General features: G+C 70.5%; 11 protein-coding genes. 3 read left to right on the top strand and 8 right to left on the bottom strand.

The features are described 5' to 3' along the window. Window positions 1-2: 2 nt before the first annotated feature. On the top strand, window positions 3-560 hold the full coding sequence (locus tag ACEN8G_RS05550; RefSeq protein WP_413740752.1) for a DUF6931 family protein: 558 nt from the start codon (window positions 3-5) through the stop codon (window positions 558-560). Beyond that, complete coding sequence (tagH, locus tag ACEN8G_RS05545) at window positions 557-2089, top strand: type VI secretion system-associated FHA domain protein TagH (protein ID WP_413415747.1); 1533 nt, start codon at window positions 557-559, stop codon at window positions 2087-2089. Before ACEN8G_RS05550 ends, tagH begins: the two co-directional genes overlap by 4 nt. Window positions 2090-2206: 117 nt before the next feature. Here tagH and ACEN8G_RS05540 read toward each other — a convergent pair whose 3' ends face one another. Genes ACEN8G_RS05540 through tssK form a run of 6 tightly spaced genes read right to left on the bottom strand, consistent with a single transcriptional unit; the run spans window position 2207 to window position 11690 of the window. Further along, entirely contained in the window at window positions 2207-4084 is a 1878-nt protein-coding gene (locus ACEN8G_RS05540) for a serine/threonine-protein kinase (RefSeq protein WP_413415745.1), read from the bottom strand. After that, a complete protein-coding gene (locus ACEN8G_RS05535; RefSeq protein WP_413415744.1) occupies window positions 4081-4842 on the bottom strand; it encodes a PP2C family protein-serine/threonine phosphatase in 762 nt (253 codons plus the stop codon). Before ACEN8G_RS05535 ends, ACEN8G_RS05540 begins: the two co-directional genes overlap by 4 nt. Then, entirely contained in the window at window positions 4839-5504 is a 666-nt protein-coding gene (gene tagF, locus ACEN8G_RS05530; RefSeq protein WP_413415743.1) for a type VI secretion system-associated protein TagF, read from the bottom strand. Before tagF ends, ACEN8G_RS05535 begins: the two co-directional genes overlap by 4 nt. Further along, window positions 5501-8974 carry a type VI secretion system membrane subunit TssM gene (gene tssM / locus ACEN8G_RS05525; RefSeq protein WP_413415742.1) on the bottom strand — a complete coding sequence of 1158 codons (3474 nt, stop codon included), beginning with the start codon at window positions 8972-8974 and terminating at the stop codon, window positions 5501-5503. Before tssM ends, tagF begins: the two co-directional genes overlap by 4 nt. A gap of 14 nt (window positions 8975-8988) precedes the next feature. Continuing rightward, window positions 8989-10353, bottom strand: a complete 1365-nt coding sequence (gene icmH / locus ACEN8G_RS05520) for a type IVB secretion system protein IcmH/DotU (RefSeq protein WP_413415741.1) — start codon at window positions 10351-10353, stop codon at window positions 8989-8991. Continuing rightward, complete coding sequence (gene tssK / locus ACEN8G_RS05515; protein ID WP_413415740.1) at window positions 10350-11690, bottom strand: type VI secretion system baseplate subunit TssK; 1341 nt, start codon at window positions 11688-11690, stop codon at window positions 10350-10352. Before tssK ends, icmH begins: the two co-directional genes overlap by 4 nt. A 115-nt stretch (window positions 11691-11805) precedes the next feature. Between tssK and ACEN8G_RS05510 the strand changes: the two genes are divergently transcribed. After that, window positions 11806-13203 carry a peptidoglycan DD-metalloendopeptidase family protein gene (locus ACEN8G_RS05510; protein ID WP_413415739.1) on the top strand — a complete coding sequence of 466 codons (1398 nt, stop codon included), beginning with the start codon at window positions 11806-11808 and terminating at the stop codon, window positions 13201-13203. Here ACEN8G_RS05510 and ACEN8G_RS05505 read toward each other — a convergent pair. Both ACEN8G_RS05505 and ACEN8G_RS05500 read right to left on the bottom strand, forming a co-directional pair. Beyond that, window positions 13190-14044: a CPBP family intramembrane glutamic endopeptidase gene (locus tag ACEN8G_RS05505; RefSeq protein ID WP_413415738.1), complete on the bottom strand. Its 855-nt coding sequence runs from the start codon at window positions 14042-14044 to the stop codon at window positions 13190-13192. The two genes, ACEN8G_RS05510 and ACEN8G_RS05505, sit on opposite strands and share 14 nt — an antisense overlap. Then, complete coding sequence (locus ACEN8G_RS05500) at window positions 14044-17166, bottom strand: CHAT domain-containing protein (RefSeq protein ID WP_413415746.1); 3123 nt, start codon at window positions 17164-17166, stop codon at window positions 14044-14046. The genes ACEN8G_RS05505 and ACEN8G_RS05500 overlap by 1 nt, the downstream gene beginning before the upstream one ends. Window positions 17167-17168: the final 2 nt, after the last annotated feature.

The raw sequence follows: 17168 nt of genomic DNA, 5'->3' as shown, positions 1-17168 counted from the left end.
GCATGGAGCCGTGGCGTAGCGTGCATCTCACTCGGGCACGCCAGGTCGGGGAATTGATGGAGTTGCGCGGCGCCGAGCTGCCGGCGCCGGACGTCCCCGTGCGTGCGCATTACGCTGCGTTGCGCGCGGCCGATCCCGCAAAGGCCGTCGCCTATATCGGCCATGCCCTGCCCCGGCGCGAGGCGATCCACTGGGCGGCCGGGCTGATCGACCCTGCCGCCACCACCCCTTCGTCCCCCGAGCGCACGGCGATCGAGCGGGCACGGCTGTGGCTGAAGGATCCCGACGACGCGAAGCGCCGCGACGCCTATGCTGCAGCCCAGTCCGCCGATCGCGAGGCGCCCGAGCGGACGCTGGCGACGGCGATCTTCTACAGCGGCGGCTCGATCGCGCCCGAGGGCGTCGCACCCGTCCAGCCCGCCCCCGGCCTCGCCAACCGGCTGGCGGTTGTCGCGGTCGTCCAGGCGGCCTGGCGCAGCACCGATCCCAGGGGCTTCTTCGCCCAGGCGCTCGAACGCGCCGAGGCGATCGCCGAGCACGGGATCCAGCCCCGGCAATGACCCTCCGCCTCGCCATCGCCAATCTCGGCCGCACGACGCTCGACAATGGCGTGCCCGCGGAGATCGTACTGGACGAACGCGGCGCGCTGATCGGCCGCTCGCCCAATTGCGACTGGTGCCTGCCCGATCCGCGCAACCACATCTCGTCGCGCCACTGCGAGATCCGCTACCAGGACGGCGCCTATCTGCTCAGCGACCTGAGCATGAACGGCACCTTCGTGAACGGCCGTCCCGAACGCCTGACCCAGCCGCACCGCTTGGTGGACGGCGACATGCTGACGATCGGCGGATACGAGGTCCGCGCAACGCTGGGTGCCGCCGCACCGGTGCATGCCCATGCGGCTTCGCAATGGGATGGCTGGGGGAATGCGCCCTCCGCGCCGGCTCCGCTCCCGGCAGAACCGGTCTCGCACCGCCCCGCCACCGGCTGGGATCCGCCGCCCTCCCCCGGCAATTGGGGCGCCGCACCGATCCCCTCGGCGCCGAGCGACAATGACAGCTGGGGCCCGCGCTCCGACAGCGCGCAGGGCTGGGCACCCGCCCCGCCCGCGCCCGAGGCGCCCGTCGCCTCGGCCTGGCATACGCCCGCACCCGACGCCCAGCCGGCCTCGGGCTGGTCGAGCGCCGCGCCGGACCGCCCGCCCGCGCCGGCGCCCGACGACATCTGGGGCCGGCTCGCCGAAGGCAATGTCGTCGACTGGGCGCGCGGCGGCTTCGGCCAGCCGATCCAGGAGAATGGCGACCCGCTCGGCATCCGTCCGGTCGGCACCGAACAGGCGCTCGGCGTTGCCCCTGCCCGGCCCTTCGGTGCGCGCGACATCCCCGCTCCCACGCCGATCGGCGCGCCGGTAGCGGAACAGCATTTCGCCATGCCTGCGGCCAGCCCCGCCGGGCCGAATGGCGCCGCCCAGCCGGCCCCACCAATAGTCCCGCCACCTGCACCGGATTATGCGCTGATCGAGGCATTCCTGCGCGCCGCGGGGGTCGAAGGCAGCGTCAAGCAGCGCAATCCCGCCTTGCTCGACCGCGCCGGGCAAGTCCTGCACCGGCTGGTCGCCGGGCTGGTGGTGATGCTCGAGGCGCGGGCGCGGGCCAAGTCGCAGATGGGCGCGGAATCGACCGCGTTCGAAGTCGACGGCAACAACCCGATCAAGTTCGCGCGCACGCCCGAAGAGGCGATCGCGGCGCTGCTCAACCCGCCGGCACGCGGCTTCCAGGACGCGGGGCCGGCGATCGAGAACGCGTTCTTCGACCTGCAATCGCACCAGATCGCGACACTGCGCGCGATGCAGGGCGCGCTGCGGGCGACGCTCGACCGCTTCTCGCCGACCGCGATCCGCCAGCGGGCGGAGAGCCGCGGGCTGCTCGCCCGGATCCTGCCCGGCGCGCGCGACGCTGCCTTGTGGCAGGCCTATGAGAAGGAGTTCGGCGGGGTCGCGCAAGGATCGGACGAGGCGTTCATGGACGTCTTCGCCAAGGAATTCCGCCGCGCCTATGAGGAGCAGTCGCGGGCGCAGCGAAGGGGGTAGTTTCAAGCAGAACCCCGTGCTCCTGCGAAAGCAGGAGCCCAGGGTCACGAATGATGCGCTTGCGGCTCTGGGCTCCTGCGTTCGCAGGAGCACGGGTTATTTTCACGGGAGCCCGGTCTACTCCGTCACCTCATCCACCACCTTGAACCACACCATCTGGGTCTGCCAGCCATTGGCGGCCGCCTGGGAGACGAACTTGTTCGTCCATTCCGGCCCGCGGCCGCCAAGCGGCGGGGCGATCAGGGCCTGGTCGAACGGTCCCTTGCCGCTGATCATCAGCACGCCCGACCAGCCGGGATGGTTGACGTCGAGCTGGATCTGGAAGCGGTCGCCGCCGCGATCGGTGACCATCCGGGTCTGCCCCGCGAGTTTCTTCAGCCCCTCGCGGCCCAGCACGCCGGTGCCGGGGCCCGAGAATTCGGGATCGATCACGCCCGAGGGCTCGAGCCCGATCAGCGCGATATCGTCCTTGGGATTGGCGATGGCGATCTGCAGGACGACATTGGCCGCCTTCTCGCCCGGATAGCCGCTGAGCGTCGGGTCGGCGGGCTGCATGCGCATCTCGAACTTGCGCTGGGGGACGCTGAGCTGGTGCGAGTCCGGGGCGCGGACCTGGCGATAGGTGTCGAGCGCGGCGCAGCCCGACTGGGTGATCTGGGCGACTTCGCTGAAATCGATGCTCGCCCCTTCGATCTTGCGCTGGGCAAGTACCTGGGAAATCTCGTTCTGCGAGGCCGACGGGTTGCCGGCCACACCGGTCAGCCGGGCGACCGGGCCGGGTTTGCCCGGGGCGACCTCGACGATCTGGAGCCAGGTGCAGCCGACCGAGGGCAGCGCCGCGTCAATGGCCGAGCGGGCGAGCTGGACCGGGTCGTTCGACGTGGCTGCGGGGGCCTCGGTCTTCGAGGGGGCCGGGCCGCGCGGGGTCAGCATCAGGCCCGCGCCGGCGAGCACCACCGCCAGGACACCGACGCCGCCACCGATCAGCCACCAGCGCTTCGGGTCGGTTTTTGAAGGGGTTACGGCCTCGATCTTCGCCACCTCGGCCAGCACCGCTTCCATCGACTGGAGGCGCTCGGCCGGGTTGGGGGCAAGCATCCTGGCCAGCACCCCGCGCAGGGGCTCCTCGACCGCGCTGAGGTCCGGGCCCGCCCTCCGCTTGTCCACAGCATCGACCAGCGAGCCGCCCATCTTGACGTCGCCGCGCTGGGCCAGGGCCAGGATCACCAGGGCCAGGCTGTAGACATCGGTCCAGGGGCCGATCGAGCGGCCGAAGTCGCCGAGCTGCTCGGGGGCGACATAGTTGAGCTTGCCCGCGAACCCCTCGCCGACGATGGTCGCGGTGCCCGGGTCCATCTCCTTTGCGATCCCGAAGTCTATTATCTTTGCGCGGTCGAGCCTGCCGTCCTCGAGCAGGATATTGTCCGGCGCGATGTCCCGGTGGATCGCGCCAAGGCGGTGCGCGGTGTCGAGGCCGGCCGCCAGGCGCTTGAGCAATGCGAGCAGTTCGGACGAATCCGGCCCCAACTGGCGCATTTCGAGCGATAAGTTTGCACCGTCGATAAATTCGGTGACGATGTAGAGCACGCCGAGCTGCGGCTCCTCGGCGAGCACGATGTAGTGGACCAGCGCATCGTGGCGGAGCCGGCGCAGGGTCTGCGCCTCGCGCCGGAACATCGAGACGACGTTGGGGTCCTTGGCGAGCGCGGGGAGCATCACCTTGATCGCGACGCGCTCGTCGGTGTTGATGTTCACGCCCTCGAAAACCTCGCCCATCCCGCCGCGGGCGATGAAGCGCTTCACTTCGAACAGATGGTTGAGGACGTCGCCGACCTGGATCGTCGTCCCCTCGCCGCGCGGCGCGAAGCCGGTGCCGCCGCCGGGCTGGAACTCCGTCGCAGGCTCGCCCGGCTGGAACGCGGTGGCCGGTTCAGGCGCCGGCTCGGGCGTGGACGGCACGAACACCGTCTTCGGATCGTCCTTGGGGTCGCTCATCGCGCCAACCCGGTAGCGGCAAAGCTTAGCTGGGTTGTTTCGCTGACCCCGATGATCACCGCGGTGACATTGTCCGGCGCGCCGCGTTCGAGGGTGAGCGCGATCAGCCAGTCGAGCGCCTCGCGGTGGCCATGCCCGTCCAGCGCCTCGGCGATCTCGGCATCGGAGACGCGGTTGGTCAGCCCGTCGCTGCACAGCAGGAACACGTCCCCAGGCTGGGCCTCGTCGACGATGACGTCGACCTCCACCTCGGCCTGCGCACCGACGGCGCGGGCGAGGATGTGCGACATCGGGTGGCCGGCCGCCTCTTCGGGCCGGATCAGCCCGCGATCGACCATCGCCTGGACCTGGCTGTGATCGCGGGTGAGCTGGTGGAGCACCCCGTCTCGCAGCACATAGCCGCGGCTGTCCCCCACCCAGAACAAGGCGAAGGCGCTGCCGTTGAAGTGGAGCGCGACGAAGGTCGAGCCCATCTGGATGCCGCGCTGTGCCGCCTCGCCATGGATATGGGCATTGGCGGCGTGGATCATGTCGGCGATCGCGGTGCAGGCCAGGTCGAAGTCCGTCGGCAGCACCAGCGCGCCTGCCGCGTCGGTGAGCGCCGCCGAGGCCCATTCGCCCTTGTCATGCCCGCCCATGCCGTCCGCAACCGCCCAGAAGGCAAGCTCCGGACGGACGGCGTAGCTGTCCTCGTTGTTGGTCCGCACCCGGCCGACATGGGTGCCGCCGACACTATCGAGACGCAGCTGCGCGCTCATGCATTCACCTCGGAAATCAACATCTTCGCGAGCAGCCCCTCGGGCCGGTCACCGTCCTGGAACGCGGGCATGAAACCCTCCCCGCCCAGCGTCCACCAGCGCGGCGCCGAAGTGCCGGATTCGGCGGCCGGATCGAGACTGCCAACTTCCGCGGCCAGGCGATCCGCATCCCAGCCTTCTCCGAACGCGCGATAGACGAGGTCCTCGATCTGTGCGGCGACATCTTCGCCCGCGCCAGCCAGGACCGCTGAGCGGGTGGCGTCAGGCAATCCTCCCCCGCCAGGGGGAGGGGGACCGCCGAAGGCGGTGGAGGGGGAGGCATGCGACCCGGTAGCTGGTTGCGTACCTCCCCCTCCGTCGCGCTGCGCGCGCCACCTCCCCCTTGCGGGGGAGGATGACGGAGAGCCGAGCGCCAGATAGAGCGGAAAGCGCCGCCCTACCCCGTCGACCGAGGCGACCAGCACGCCCGCCCCGTCGGTGCCGGCGAAGCGCCAGGGCGGCGCACGGTCGTAGCGGTCCTCGAAATCACTGCCGAGCGCCTCGCGGGCGGCAAGCATCTCGGCCGACAGCCAGGCATCGAGCGCCTCGCGCTCCGCCGCACCGAGCCCGCGCGCGACGAAATCGCCATGCGCCGGCAGCTTGCCGAACAGGCGCGCGCTCATAGCGCCGCCGGACAGCGGAACGACCAGAGGTCGCCGCGGCTGAATGGGTTGCGCTGGCTGGGCAGCTGGATCGCCAGCGTGGCGCTGCCGGTGCCTTCGCCGAAGGTCGCGCGGATCCCCTGGGCGCCGGCATTCTCCATCTGCGCCTGCCCCATCAGCCGGAACAGCGCCCAGGGACCTTCGGCCTCGAAGCGGCGCAGCTCCTTCCCATCGGCCTGGTAGAGCACGACCGACGCCTCGGGCAGGCCGCCCGAGACCGACCACAAGAGCGGCTTGGGCAGGTTGTTGGTCGCATCGAACTTGTAGGTGGAGCCGCCATTCGACACCTCGACCGCGGTCACTCCGGGACCGAACCTGGCCATCGACACCTTGATCGGCAGCCCGCCGGCGAGCAGGTCGCGGATCTGCGCTGCCTTGGCGAGCTGCTCGGGGCTGCCCGGATCGAGCGTGCGCGCGATCGGATCGTCCTGCTTCCAGCGCCAGACCGGGCCGCTGGTGTCGATCAGCGGCTTCAGCCGCTGCTGGACGAAGCCATCGAGCGTGCCGCCCATGCCGAACACGCGGAGCACATCAACCGCCGGGGCATCCTTGGCCGCGGCGGCCCCGAAAAAAGGGAAATGCTCCTGCGCGACCTCCTGGCACGCCGGGAGGACAACCTGGGCATAGGCTTCGGAGACGGCGCCCTTGGCGGCGCTGATCTGCGCCGCCGATCCGCCGCCGGCCGCGGCGTTGACGAAGCCCTGGAGCTGGGGCGGCGCGCCGGCGGCGGCTGCCTTCACCGAGGCCATGGCGGTGGCCATCTGGGCCTGGGTGGCGTCCGATCCGCCGCCGCCGCCGACCGACTGGGCAGCGATCACCGCCTGGCCGGCCTGCTTCACCGCGGCGACGAACTCGTCGATCGGCGCCGATCCCTTGCCGTCGCCGACATAGTCGTGGAGCGGCTGGAAATAGGCGGTGATCTCCTCGCCGGCATCGAGCCCCGCTGCCCGGCCATTGGTGGCGTCGCCGGCATAGCGGCCGATGCGCGAGCGGTTGATCCGGTCGCGGATCATTCGCTTGCCGACCGCCTGGGCGCCACCGGCGAAGATGGTGTTCTTGCGCAGCTCGAGCAGCACGCGCTTGATCGGCGACGGGCTCTTGGTCATCGCACCGAAGGCGGAGGGGTCGCGGAAATAGTCCGCCGGCTGCATCGCCGCGATCACGCTCTCCCAGGCGGCGATATAGTCCTTGGCATAAAGGCCGGCGACGCCGGGGCGGATGTTGCTCATCTCGTCGCGCACGCCGCCGGTATCGGCATCGCCGCCGAGCACCCAGAGATCGCGCTTCAGGTCTTCCTGCACGGTGGCGAGGCCGAGCGTGTAGCTTTTCTCGAAGCCGTCGCGGGTGAAGAAATAGGGCACGCGGGTGGAGAGCACCTTCTCGCGATCGGCGAAGGCGATGGCATCGCCCTGCGAGAGGATATTGGCCGCTTCCCAATCGGCGCCGGCGGTGGCCGCCTTTTGCTTCATCACCGCATAGGCGCGATCGGCGAGCGAGAGCGTGCCGATCGCGGCGCGGGCGCTGGCGACGAGCGCGCCATCGAGCGGCGGCTTGCGATCGGCCCAGACGCCGGCGAGGTTCTTGTCCTCCAGCAGCGCATCGAGGTGGCGGGAAAGCTGGCCGCGCTCGGCATTGCTGTCCGAGCCCGGATAGACTTCGGTCGCCCAGTCGGTGGTGATCCAGCGCTTGACCGTCTTGGCGTCCATCGGGCCCTGCTGGCCGAGCATCAGATAGACCTTGAGCGGCTCGTACAGCGCCATCGCGTCGCCGCCATGGCCGCGCATGTACTGCTCGAGCCGCAGCATCAGGCGGGGGAGCATCACGCGGCGCAGCGCCTCGCGATAGGTCTCCTCGGCCTGGCTGCTGAGCCCGCTTTCGTAGAGGCCGAAAGTCATCATCAGCGGCGGGCCGCCTTTCTGGCGATCGGCATAGCCGCGCGGCAGGCTGCGCAAAGCGTTGAGGCCGGGGAGCGCAGCGCGGAGGTCGCCATCGCTCTCGCGGACCTGTTGCAGGTCGATGCCGGCTTCACGGAACTGGCCGCGCGCGGCCTCGGTCTTCGCCAGCAGGTCGTTCTGGAAGCCGCGATTATTGGCGAAGCTGACACCCCAGGCAGTGAAAGTGAGCAGCACCACCGCCGTGATCGCGGTGAGACCGGCAACCAGCCGGGCGCGCTGGCGGCGGCGGGCGGCGGGGTCCATCGTCACCAGCCCGGCCTCGCCGAACATCACGTCGCCGAGCAGCCGGTTGAGGAAATAGGCACGGCCGGAGCTGCCGCTGCCCTGGGCCGGCTGGGCGGGACGATCATAGATGTCGGCCATGCCGGCCAGGATGCGGTCGAGCGGCGCGCCCTGCTGGACGCCGCTGGTCAGGTAGAAGCCGCGCAACTGGCCGCTCGGCTCGTCGCCGCTGGTGAAGGCGCCTTCGAGGAAGCGGGCGACGCGGGCGCGCAGCGAGCCGAGCTGGGCGGGGAAGCCGAGCAACAGCGCGCGGCGCAGCGGATCGACTTCGTCGAACAGCCGCTTGGCCTGGCGATCGGCGACGGCCTGGGTGACTTCGTCGAACGCGCTCGCCACGTCATCGGCCGAGGGGCGGCCGCGCGGCTGATCGAAGCTGTGGCCGAGCACGGCGCGGCGGCCCTCGACGTCGAGATCGTCGAAATACTCGGTGAAGCCGGCGAGCAGGTCCGCCTTGGTGAGCAGGACGTAGATCGGGGCTGCGACTTCGAGCGTCTTGCGCACTTCCACGAGCCGGCGGCGGACCGCAGCGGCATGCGCGTCGATCTTCGCGCAATCGCTGGCGAGCAGCTCGTCCACCCCGATCGCGACGATCACGCCGTTGACCGGCTGGAGCGGGCGGTTCTTTTTCAGGAGCGACAGGAAGGACGTCCAGCCGCGGCTATCGACCTGATAGTCGGAGTCCTGGGTGGTGTAGCGGCCGGCGGTGTCGACCATCACTGCTTCGTCGGCGAACCAGAAATCGAGATTGCGGGTGCCGCCCACCCCTTTCATCGCGGTGTCGCCGAAGGGGAAGCGCAGGCCGGAGTTGAGCAGCGCGGTGGTCTTGCCGGCGCCGGGCGGGCCGATGATCACGTACCAGGGGCGCGTGTAGAGGTAATTGCGCTGCTTGCCCGAGGCGGACTTCAGCTGGGCGACGGCTTCGCGCATCCGTGCCCCAAGCGCCTTGCTCTCCTCGCCCGCCGGATCGGGCGCGGCGAGCTCGGCGGCGATCGCATCGGCGGCGCGCTTGTGGCGGCGGTGGCGGAGGTACGCGAACAGGCCCCAGATCGACGCGACTACGACGACGCAGAGGATCCGCACCCAGAGCGGGCGCAGGAACTTGACGAAGATCGGCAGGCCGAGGGCGAACAGCAGCGCGACGATCAGCGCGCATGTGATGGTGACGAACCACCAGTTCTTGAAGAGACGACGCATTCGCTCTGCTCCGCTCAATAACGCCGCGGCACGATGATCTCGACGCGCCGGTTCTTCGATTTGCCTGCCGCCGTGTCGTTCGACGCGATCGGGACGGTTTCGCCGAGCCCCTTGGTAGTGACGCGGTTCGGGTCGCTGAGCGACGCGCGGATGATCGTGCCGACGGTCTCGGCGCGCGCCTGGGAAAGCGCCATGTTGTCGGGGAAGCTCAGCGTCGCGACGCGGTCGCTGTCGGCATGGCCCTCGATCGTGACGGCGCCCTTCTCCTTCTCGATCGCATCGCCGATCCGCCTGAACAGCGTCTCGCGGCCGGATTCGAGCTGGTCCGAGCCGGACTGGAAGAGCTGGCCGACGGTGGTGCGGACGCGGACGGTCTGGGCGTCTTCCTCGACGGTGACGAGATGCTCGCGGATCTCGGGTTCGAGGAACTTGCGCAGGCCAGCGGCCTGGGCGCTGCCGGTGGCGGGCAGCGCGGCGGCGGGGCGCGACAGGGTCAGCGGCGCGCCGGGGGAAACGCTGGCGAGCGCGGAGGACGGCGCCTCGCCGCTCGACATCAGGATCAGGCGCAGGATGATGAAAACGAGTAGCAATAGCGCCGCGGCGCCGGCAGCGGCGAGCGCGATCAGGTTCCACAGGCCGAGGCGCTTGAGCGGCGCCGCGACGCCGCGCCAGTGCGGCACCAGCTCGGTCTGCGAGAGCGCGCGGGTGTGGGTGAGCGCGCCCTGGAGCTTGGCCATGATCTCGTGCAGGCGGCGCTTGCCGTCCGGCATCACCCGGAAGCGGCCCTCGAACCCGGCGGCGAGGCAGGCATGGTAGAGCTCGATGATGTCGAGATTGTCGGCCGGCGCGCGCAGCATGTCGTCGGTGAGCTGCCAGAAGCGGTCGCCGCCGATATTCTCCTGGAAGAACTGGACGACCATCGAGCGGCGCGCCCATTCGGCGCCGTCGGTGCCGATGTTGGGCAGGTTCTGGGCGATGTCGTCGATCGTCGCGCAAACCGCGTATTTGGCGCGCTGGCGGGTCTCTTCCGAATAATGCGGGGCGATGGCGCGCTCGAAGGTGGCGATCAGCTGGGTGGCCTCGCGGTGGAACTGCGGCATCGGCGCGCGGACGCGACCGGCGCGGATGCCGGCGGCGAGCGCGAGCACCGGCGCCGCCTCGGTGAGCATGACGTTGCGAACGGCGCGGGGCTTGGCGGGACGCGGCACGTCGTCCTCGGCGAGGCGCGAGGGATCGAGGCGGACGCCCGCTTGCTGGCCCTGGCCGGTGCGCGAGAGCGGCGGGGCGGGATCGTAACCGCCCTGCCCTTCATTGCCGCGCAGCCCCTGCAGGGGCGACGGGCGGAAGACGGTGCGGTTGCCGTCGTTCGGGTCGGTCATCGGCCGGACCTCTTCACGCACCAGAGCTCGAGCTTGAGCTGCGGCCAGTCGCCGGCGACGTGCAGGCCGAGCGCGGGCGCGGTGGTGACGTCGCGCCAGTCGGCGGCGCCGCGATCGAGCTCGAAATAGACGAATCCGGGCAGCACGCGGATCTGCGGCGGCGGCGTGGGGGTGTGGCGCAGTGGGACGCCGGGCAGCGCGCTGTCGACGATCTGCCGCATCTTGCCGATCGCGCCGATCTTGGCGACCGAGGGGAACAGCCCGCGTATCTCCTCGAGCGGCGCCGAGGCAGCGACGGCGAGGTAGAAATAGCCGTTCTGGAACAGGTTGTGGTCGGTGATCTTCGACACGTACGCACCCGGCCCGGCATTATCGAGCGGGAGCTGGATTGCCGAACGGTCGAACACCGCCGCCAGCATCGACTGGAGCAGGTCGAGCACCGGATCGAAGCAGGTCTGGGGATGCTCGTGATCGTAGCGCGGCAAGGGCGGCGGCTTGCGCTCGGGGCGGATCATCGTGGCGATCTCGCCGGCCATCGCGACGAAATTCTCGTAGAGCCGCTCGGGATGGAGCATCGGCAGCCGCTCGGCATGCTGGAGCACGGGCACCCAGCGGTTGAGCGACTGGAGGAGCAGGAAGCTGCCGAAGGTCTCGGCACCGCCATCGGTCGCCTCGACCGCGCGGATCGCCAGCTCCTCGGCGCGCTGCTCGGCCCGGCCGAGAATGTCGGTCACCGCGCCGCGCAGGCGCTGGGAAGCGTTCTTGTCGAGCGTCGGCGGGATGAAGCGATCGTCGAACATGACGCGCTTGTTGTGGACCTCGCGCACCCGCACGACGCCGAGCGTCACCCGGCCATAGATCTGGTCGCGCAGGATGCCGTAGCGCAGGTTGGGGCGGCCATAGTCGATGCCCTCGGTGGTGCGGTCGTCCGAGAAGGCATCGGCGGTCTCGCGCTCGTCGACCAGGAAGCGCGCGTCGAGCGCATTGGTCTCGGCATCGCGGAACTCGGTGACGCCATCCTGGTGGGCGGGGAGCGTCAGGTAGATCACCGAATCGCGCGCCTCGGCCGGCACGTCGAGCGGCTCGGGCGGGGGCATGTCGTCGGGGATGGCGAAAGGGGTGCCGTCGGGCAGTACGCCCGTCGCGCGGACCACGCCGAACTTGCCGAGGCTCGCCAGATCCTCGTCAATCACCAGCTCGGTGAAGCCCCAGGGCCAGGGGCAGACGCTGTTGACCCGGGCGCGGACCAGCGCGTCGATATAGCGGTCCTGCGCCTGGAAATGCTGCGGCCGCAGGAACATGCCCTCACGCCAGGCGACGCGGTTATTACCGGCCATATCCCACTCCTTCGAGCAGAGGGCTTTGTTTAAGCACAGCTTCCGATTCCCATAAAGCAAGGTTATCTGGGGCACCTGCGGGCAGCACCGCCCGCGCGTGGAACAGGGCGCGTAGATGCAGGATCGTGACGAGCCTTCGTTCGACCCGAGGACCTGGGGCTCGAGCAGACCCGCTGCCGCCACGCAGGATGCGTCGTTCGACGTGCGCAGCTGGGGCCGCGGCCCGACGCCACCACCTCCGCCGCCGCCGATCCGTCGCGAGCCGATCGACCCGCGCCTCCGCGGCTATGGCATCGCGCTGGGCACCGGGGCGGCACTGGCGCTGGCCGGCGCGGTGATCGCCTTCGCCAATCGCTCCACCCACCCGGTCGCGCCCAGGGCCGAGGCAAGCGCCGCGCTGCCCGCCGAGCCGGTCGCCACGTCGAGCCGCCGCACGCTCGTCCTCGCAAGTGCCGCCGAGATCGAGGACACGCTGCGCTCGGGCGGCATCGTCCCGGCCGAGGCGAACGAAGCGGCCCGCCAGGCCCGCACGGCACTCGGCACCGCGCCCGGTGAGATCCGCCTGATCTTCGACCTGCACGGCGAGCCGGGATCCGCCCAGCTGGACTCGCTCGAGGCCACCCGTGCCGACGGCGCCGGGCTCGTCCTGCGCCGCACCGCGGACGGCAGCTTCGACGCGAAGAAGCTCGCCGCCGCGCTCAAGACCCGCGTCACCGTCGTACGCGGCGAGCTGGACAGCAACAGCTTCTACAGCTCGGCGGTCTCGGCGGGCGTGACGGACAGCCTGATCAGCGACTTTGCCAATGCCTTCAGCTTCGATTTCGACATGCAGCGCGAAGTCGCGCCCGGCGACATCTTCGAGGCGGGGTTCGAGCAGGCCTATAACCCCGCCGGCGAGGCGGTCGGCGTGCCGCACCTCGTCTATGTCTCGCTGCGCACCGCCGCCAAGTCGCGCGCGCTCTACCGCTTCACCCCGCCCGGCGAGCGCGAGGCGGGCTGGTTCGACGGCAACGGCGTCAGCACCATCCGCTCGCTGATGCGCACGCCGGTCGATTCCGCGCGCATCACCTCGCGCTTCGGCATGCGCGAGCATCCGATCCTGGGCTATCAGAAGATGCACCGCGGCACCGATTTCGCCGCGCCCACCGGCACGCCGATCTACGCCTCGGGCAGCGCCACGGTGGAGTTCTCCGGCCCCAAGGGCGCCAATGGCAATTTCGTCCGCCTGCGCCACGACAATGGCTGGCAGACGCTCTACCTCCACATGAACCGCATCCTGCCCGGCGTCACCGCCGGCGCGCATGTCTCGCAGGGGCAGCAGATCGGCGAGGTCGGCACCACCGGCCGCTCGACCGGGCCGCACCTCCATTACGAGGTCCATATCGACGGCCAGCCGGTCGATCCGATGACGATCCCGACCGGCACGGGCAAGACGCTCGAGGGCAAGGCGCTCGCGGCTTTCCGCAAGGAACGGGATCGGATCGACCAGCAACGCGCCGCTACCTCGAACTGACCGCAGGCGCCGGCGCGGAGGTGCGCGCCAGCATCGCGAGCGGGACGAGCACCACCACCAGCGCCATCGCCATGGCCCAGCTGGCATTGAGCCCCTCGGCCGAGCCACCCCAGGCGGCGGGGCCGGCCAGGTCGAGATCGAGCAGGCTGCCGAAACTGCCGATGCCGGGATTGGGATCGAGCCCGAACACCAGCTGCTCGGTGCCGTTCCAGGCGAAATGCGCCCCGATCGCGCCGGCAAGTCCCCCGCCCTGCGCGGCCAGCGCGCCGAAGAACAGCCCGCCGAGCAGCAGGTTGAGGAAGGACAGCGGCGCCATCGCCGCGCCGAGCATGTGGAGCGCCGCGAAGCCGAGCGCGGTCACCCCGATCGCCGGCAGCACGCCCCAGGCGCGCGCCAGCACCGGCTGGATCCAGCCGCGGAAGTAGAGCTCCTCGGCGGCGGCCTGGAAGAACACCAGCACCAGTCCGAAGAGCAGCACCGCCGCACCGCCGCCGCCCGTGCCGAAGCGCAGTCCGCCGGCGATCGTCGCGAAGGTGGTGGCAAGGCAGATGCCGAGCAGGCCGAGGCCGAGGCCGGCCGCGAACCGCCAGCCCGGGCTCGCGCCGAGCTCCGCGACCCTGTGGTGCAGCACCGCGCCTGCTGCCAGCGCGACGGCGACCATCGCACCGTAAAGGGCGAGGACAAAGGCGGTCTCCTGCCCCGCCGCGGACCAGGTAGCCGGCACCAGCGGCGCGACGAGCCCGGGGCCGGCGAGCAGGATCGCGGCCATCAGGCCGAGCCCCGCTCCCAGCGATCCCGCCGCCGCAACCTGTTCGCGCATGCCGGTGCCGGGTCCGGCCATCAGCGGCCCGCCACCACGGACGGCCTGGATGCGCCCGAGAGCATCGTCTTGGTGCTGTCGCCGACGATGAAATAGGGCGCCCAGTAGAAAGGATGCGAGTATTTCGGATCGCGCATCAGCGTCTGCTGCGCGCTCTGCAGCGCCTGGCCGATCGTCTGGGTGCGCGCGGCACCATAGAAGGTCCGCATCAGGTCCTGCGATTCCTGCTCGGCCGAGACCTGCCAGTATGTCGCCATCACCGAGCGGGCATTGGCGGCGAGGAAGGCGCGGACGAGACCCTCGAGCGTCGTCCCCGATTCCTCCTGGCCCGAGGCGCGGGCGAGGCCCTGGTCACGCACGCCGCTGATCGTGTCGCAAGCCGAGAGCACGACGAGATTGGCGTTGAAGTGGAGCTGGGCGATCTCGGAGAAGCTCAGCAGCCCGTCCGACCCGGCATCGCCGAACGAAGTGACCAGAGCCGGCGGCGACTTGGCGCAGCCCCATTGCCCTTCCTGCAGGCCGTGGGTGGCGAAGTGGATCACCTGGTAATCGGCAAGGTCGCCGCGCTGCTCGATCGCCGTGTCGGTGAAGGCGGCGGCGGTGACCAGGGGCGCATCGGGATCGCCGAGCGCCTGGGCGGCGGTGACCAGCTCGGCCTTGTCGATCGGCGCAAAGCCGCGCGAGATCGAGGCGAGCTGGTTGTAGCCGACGGTGCAGCCGAAGCCGACATCGACCATCCGGTTCACCCCGGCATTCTGCACCGGCGGGGTATGCGCACCGAAGCCGAGCAGTGCGTGGCGCGCGGTCGATTGCGGCAGCCCGCGCGAGACGAGGAACGAGCGCGGCGACAGCGCGGTCGAAATGGTCGTCTTCGCCGCCAGGAAGGCGGTCTGCGAGAAGTCGAACGGATCCTCGTGGACGACCTTGGGATCATAATCGGTGACCAGCGCGCCGATCGGCAGCATGGTCAGCGGCCCGGCCGGATCGACGACCAGCGATCCGGTCCGCAGCATCGCCTCGCGCGCCGGCCCGGCGATCAGGCGGAACAGCACATGCGCGCCGCCCGCGTCATAGGGCACCAGCTGGCCATCGGCGAGGCGACCGTCGATCGAGCGGCGGACGGTGTCGGCCAGCCCGTCGAGCTCGGTGCGCTCCTTCGCGCTGGCGACCACCGGATAGATGAAGGTCTGCTCGCGGGTGATGTAGATGCCATAGACGCGGTTGCTGAGCTGGTAGAGCTTCAGATAGCCCTCGCCCGGGTGCAGCGCGTCTCGGATCGCGGCGACGGTCGCCGGGGTGTCGTCGACCGCGCGGAAGCGCTGGTTGCGCGAGAGCTGGTCGTTGACCACCAGCAGCTGTCCCTCGGCGCGCTGGCGCTGGTTCTCCAGGTCGCCCACCGTCTCGCCCGGCGCAGCTGCCTTGTCGGCAATGGCATAGCGCAGCCGGGTGATCTCGCGCTCGAGCGTAGCGCGGCTGCGGACCAGGTTGGCGAGCTCGGGATCGGCGGAAACGACGTTCTGCAGCTGGTTGAGCTGGCGCGCCACGCCCGGCTGACCGCCCGACTGGACCGCGCGGAAGAACAGCTCATAGGTGTCGGCACGCGGCTTGGCCTTGGCCTCGGCGACCAGCACGTCGAGATAATTCTCCAGCCCGGTCGGCAGGATGCTGCCCGTGCTGTTCGAAGCGACCAGCGCATCGACCGCGACGGCATATTCCTGGCGGATCTGCGCGGCGGAGGCGCCGCTGCGGGCGAGCACGCCGGCGCGCTCCAGCTGCGCCTCGGCGATCGCCGGCTCGCTGCCGGTGCCGAGCGAGCCCACCGCGCTGCGGCGGAGATATTGCAGCGCCCGGTCGAACGAGGCGAGCGCGACCGGCCAGTCCTTGCGGCGCGCGGCGAGGCGGCCGCGCTGGCGCTCGATACGCGCGCCGAGCCACAGCGACTGGGTCGGGTCGATCGGCTCCCCGAGCAGCGCGCGATAGGCGCGGGTCGAGGCATCGAGCGCGGCAGTGGCGCGGTCGTCCTGCCCCAGCGCGAGCAGCGCGACGCTGCGCGCCCAATTGGCCTGGGCATCGATCACCAGCTGCGAGAGCTGGCGCGTGTCCGGCACCGCCACGGCATTGCTCACCTTGCCGGGACGCGACTGGTTGAGCTGGCGGATCGTCGAGACGTCCATCAGCGGCTGGTCGGCGCGCGCCTCGACCGAGACCAGCCGGTCGAGCGTGGTCAGCGCCGCGGCGAACTGGCGGCGGTTGAGCTGGTCGAGCGCGACATAGGCGTCGCGCTTGCGCTGCAGATAGGCGGCGCGCTCGCCTTCGTTCTGGCCGATCAGCGCATCGGCCTGGGTGAAGCGCTGCTGCGCGCTGTCGTTGAACGAGACGTTGGAATCGGCGAGCCCTGCCTCGAGCAACAGCTCGGTGCGGGTCGCCGGGTCGATGCCCTGGGGCAGGCGGCTGATCGCGTCGTTGAGCAGGCGCGAAGCCTCGGCATAGCGGCCATTGTGGTTGAGCTGGATGCCCTGGCGCAGCGATGCGGCGGCGTCGAACGCCTCGCCGCCGCTGTCCGCCACCACCGGCGCGCTGCCGGGGCCGGCCGGGAGCGCGGCGAGGTCGATCGTCGCCTTCACATCGCGCCGCGGATCGCCGTCGAGCTTGCGGCGGCCGGTGAGCATGCCCACCCCTTCCTCGAGCTGGCCGAGCAGCGAGGGCGTGGCATTGGCGATCAGCTTGTCGCGGCCCATCGGCACGTCGACGCGGACGGTCTCGATGCCCAAGGTCTTGTCGGTGCAGCGCCGCGCGCGGGCGGGGGCGCCGGCGATCGTCACCTCCGCCTCGGCCCCGCAATCGAACAGCGCGTCCACCGCCTTGAGCGCGTCGGGCGTGTCGCGCACCACCCGCATCGCGCCGAGCGGTCGGCTGGCGGTGACGTTGCGGCAGGTGATCAGATAGGCGCTGTCGAACAGGTCCTTGGCGCCCGCATCGCGCCAGGTACGGCTGGCGATGCAGGGCTCGTCGGCGGTGTTGCGTCCCAGGCTCAGGCTGTCGAGCTGGGTGCGCGGCCGCCCGCCTTCGGACGCGCATCCGGCGAGCATCGCGAGGATCGCGGTGGTGGCGGCCAGCCGGGTGCGGGCATGGGGCATGCGCATCG

Origin of the sequence: Sphingomonas sp. Sphisp66 (assembly GCF_047324325.1) — a bacterium.
Lineage (GTDB): Bacteria > Pseudomonadota > Alphaproteobacteria > Sphingomonadales > Sphingomonadaceae > Sphingomonas.
Note: the sequence above shows the minus strand (reverse complement) of the source record. Positions and strands in the feature narration are given on the sequence as shown.

Excerpts from the sequence above, each read along its gene's own strand:
- ACEN8G_RS05550 (WP_413740752.1), top strand. The coding sequence starts at position 3 with ATGGAGCCGTGGCGTAGCGTGCATCTCACTCGGGCACGCCAGGTCGGG.
- tagH (WP_413415747.1), top strand. The coding sequence starts at position 557 with ATGACCCTCCGCCTCGCCATCGCCAATCTCGGCCGCACGACGCTCGAC.
- ACEN8G_RS05540 (WP_413415745.1), bottom strand. The coding sequence starts at position 4,084 with ATGAGCGACCCCAAGGACGATCCGAAGACGGTGTTCGTGCCGTCCACG.
- ACEN8G_RS05535 (WP_413415744.1), bottom strand. The coding sequence starts at position 4,842 with ATGAGCGCGCAGCTGCGTCTCGATAGTGTCGGCGGCACCCATGTCGGC.
- tagF (WP_413415743.1), bottom strand. The coding sequence starts at position 5,504 with ATGAGCGCGCGCCTGTTCGGCAAGCTGCCGGCGCATGGCGATTTCGTC.
- tssM (WP_413415742.1), bottom strand. The coding sequence starts at position 8,974 with ATGCGTCGTCTCTTCAAGAACTGGTGGTTCGTCACCATCACATGCGCG.
- icmH (WP_413415741.1), bottom strand. The coding sequence starts at position 10,353 with ATGACCGACCCGAACGACGGCAACCGCACCGTCTTCCGCCCGTCGCCC.
- tssK (WP_413415740.1), bottom strand. The coding sequence starts at position 11,690 with ATGGCCGGTAATAACCGCGTCGCCTGGCGTGAGGGCATGTTCCTGCGG.
- ACEN8G_RS05510 (WP_413415739.1), top strand. The coding sequence starts at position 11,806 with ATGCAGGATCGTGACGAGCCTTCGTTCGACCCGAGGACCTGGGGCTCG.
- ACEN8G_RS05505 (WP_413415738.1), bottom strand. The coding sequence starts at position 14,044 with ATGGCCGGACCCGGCACCGGCATGCGCGAACAGGTTGCGGCGGCGGGA.
- ACEN8G_RS05500 (WP_413415746.1), bottom strand. The coding sequence starts at position 17,166 with ATGCGCATGCCCCATGCCCGCACCCGGCTGGCCGCCACCACCGCGATC.